This is a genomic window from Kineococcus indalonis (genome assembly GCF_009906395.1).
In the GTDB taxonomy this organism is placed as follows: domain Bacteria; phylum Actinomycetota; class Actinomycetes; order Actinomycetales; family Kineococcaceae; genus Kineococcus; species Kineococcus indalonis.
In genome coordinates this window covers 1-2,112 of sequence record NZ_JAAALM010000618.1, presented here as the reverse complement: position 1 = coordinate 2,112, position 2,112 = coordinate 1, and the positions used below count along the sequence as shown (strand labels likewise).

The window sequence follows — 2,112 nt, the reverse complement described above, 5'->3', positions numbered from 1 at the left end:
GTGGGTCGCGGTGCCGGGGGCGCCGAGGGCGGCGGGCAGCCGCGTCCAGTCCCAGGCGACGACGTCCTGGTAGGCCGCCTCGGGGCTGCGGATGGCCCGCTCGACGGTGTACCCGCCGTTGTTCAGCAGCAGCACGGTCGGGGCCAGGCCCCGCTCCAGCAGGCGGCCGAGCTCCTGCGCGGTGAGCTGGGCGGAGCCGTCGCCGATGACCAGGACGGTCTCGCGGCCGGGCGCGGCGAGCATCGCGCCCAGCGTGGCGGGCAGGGTGTAGCCGATGGAGGACCACACCGGCTGCCCGAGCAGGTCGCAGCCGTCGGGCAGCGTCAGCTCCACCGCGCCGTAGAAGGAGGTGCCCGCCTCGGCGACGAGCAGCGTGCCCGGCTCCAGCCAGTCCTGCAGCAGCGGCCACAGGTCGGCGTGGGTGAGCGGGCCCTCGGGGTCGGCGCTGACGTGGGCGACGGGGGCGGGCGCGGCCCGCCGCGGCAGCGGGGCCGGTTCGGGGCTGCGCGCGGCCAGCACCTCGTGCAGCAGCCGCAGCGACTCGTCGAGGTGGACGCCGTGGAAGACGTCGCCGGCGATGCGGGCGTGGTCCAGCTGCAGGTCCACGGCGGCGTCGGGGTCGAAGCCGTGGGTGAAGGAGCCGGTGAGGAAGTCGGTCATGACGGCGCCGGCCAGCACCAGCGGCGAGGCGGTGTCGACCTGGCGGCGGGTGTGCTCGGAGCGGCAGAACTCCCCCGCGTACACGCCGAGGTTCGCCGGGTGCGACTCGTCCAGCAGCGCCTTGGACGCGGACTGGGTGGCCACCCGCACGCCGTTCTGCGCGGCGATCGCGCGCATCCGCTCCTCCAGGTGGCGCCGGTGCAGGCGCGGGCCGGCCAGGACGGTGACCTCGGCGGCGCCGTCGAGGAGACCGGCCAGGGCGACGGCGAACTCCGCGGCCGCCTGCGCGTCGCCGCGCAGCACGCGCAGCGGGCGGGCCAGGGGGGCGGCGGAGACGGCGGCGGTGGCCACGTCGGCGGGCACGCCGAGGTAGACGGGCTTGGAGGTGCTCACGGCCGTCAGCAGCGCCTGGTCGATCGCGGTGGCCGCGCCGTGCGCGCGCAGCACCACCGCCGAGGCGGTGACCTCCGCGGCGATGCGCGCGAAGTGCCCGAAGTCGCCGTCGGCCAGGGAGTGGTGCAGCAGCGCACCGTCGGCCATCGCGCGGGTGGCGGGCATCCCGACGACGTGCACGACGGGGACGTCCTCGGCGTAGCTGCCGGCCAGGGCGTTGACGGCGGACAGCTCCCCGACGCCGAAGGTGGTGACGAACGCGGCCGGGCCGCGGCGCAGCCGGGCGTAGCCGTCGGCGCAGTACCCGGCGTTGAGCTCGTTGGCCGAGCCCACCCAGGTCAGCTCGCCGGTGGCGAGCACCTCGTCGAGCAGCGCGAGGTTGAAGTCGCCGGGCAGGCCGAACAGGTGGCGCACGCCGAGCTGGGCGAGGCGGTGCGCCAGGTACGCCCCGACCGTCACCGTGCCGGGGGCGGCCGGGCCGCTGGTCGTCGTCATGCCCCGATGACAGACCGGCCGGTCGGATCGCGCAACAGCCGGCTCCCGGACCGGTCGATCCGACCGGTCCGGCGCGCGGTCACCGGCCTAGAGTGGTCGCCGTGACCACCCTGGACGCCACCGACCGCCGCGTGCTCGCGGCCCTGGACGACGACCCGCGCGCCACGGTCGCCCAGCTCGCCCTGGACCTGGGCCTGGCGCGCGGGACGGTGCACGCGCGCCTGGAGCGGCTGGCGGCCGGGGCGGCGCTGCGCGCGCACTCCACCCGCGTCACGCCCGAGGCGCTGGGCCTGCCGATGCGGGCGCTGGTGACGGCGGACGTGGAGCAGAGCGAGTTCGAGGGGATGGTGAGCGACATGGCGCGCATCCCCGAGGTGGTCGAGTGCCTGGGGATCTCCGGCGACTCCGACCTGATGATCCAGATCGCGGCGCGCGACGCCGACCACGTCTACGACATCACGCAGCGGATCATGCGCTGCCGGGGCATCCGGCGGACCTCGACGTCCATCGTGCTGCGCGAGCTGCTCGCCTACCGGGTGGAGCACCTGCTGCGCGGCTGAGCCC

Annotated in this window: 2 protein-coding genes; one reads left to right on the top strand and one right to left on the bottom strand. The window is 76.2% G+C overall.

The annotated features are described in order from the left end of the window. A partial coding sequence (locus GTR00_RS19590) for an alpha-keto acid decarboxylase family protein (protein ID WP_166613228.1) occupies window positions 1-1,548 on the bottom strand: 1,548 nt, incomplete at its 3' end. A 101-nt stretch (window positions 1,549-1,649) separates the two neighbouring features. Here GTR00_RS19590 and GTR00_RS19585 point away from each other — a divergent pair. Continuing rightward, window positions 1,650-2,108: an Lrp/AsnC family transcriptional regulator gene (locus tag GTR00_RS19585; RefSeq protein WP_323132626.1), complete on the top strand. Its 459-nt coding sequence runs from the start codon at window positions 1,650-1,652 to the stop codon at window positions 2,106-2,108. The last annotated feature ends 4 nt before the right edge of the window (window positions 2,109-2,112 follow it).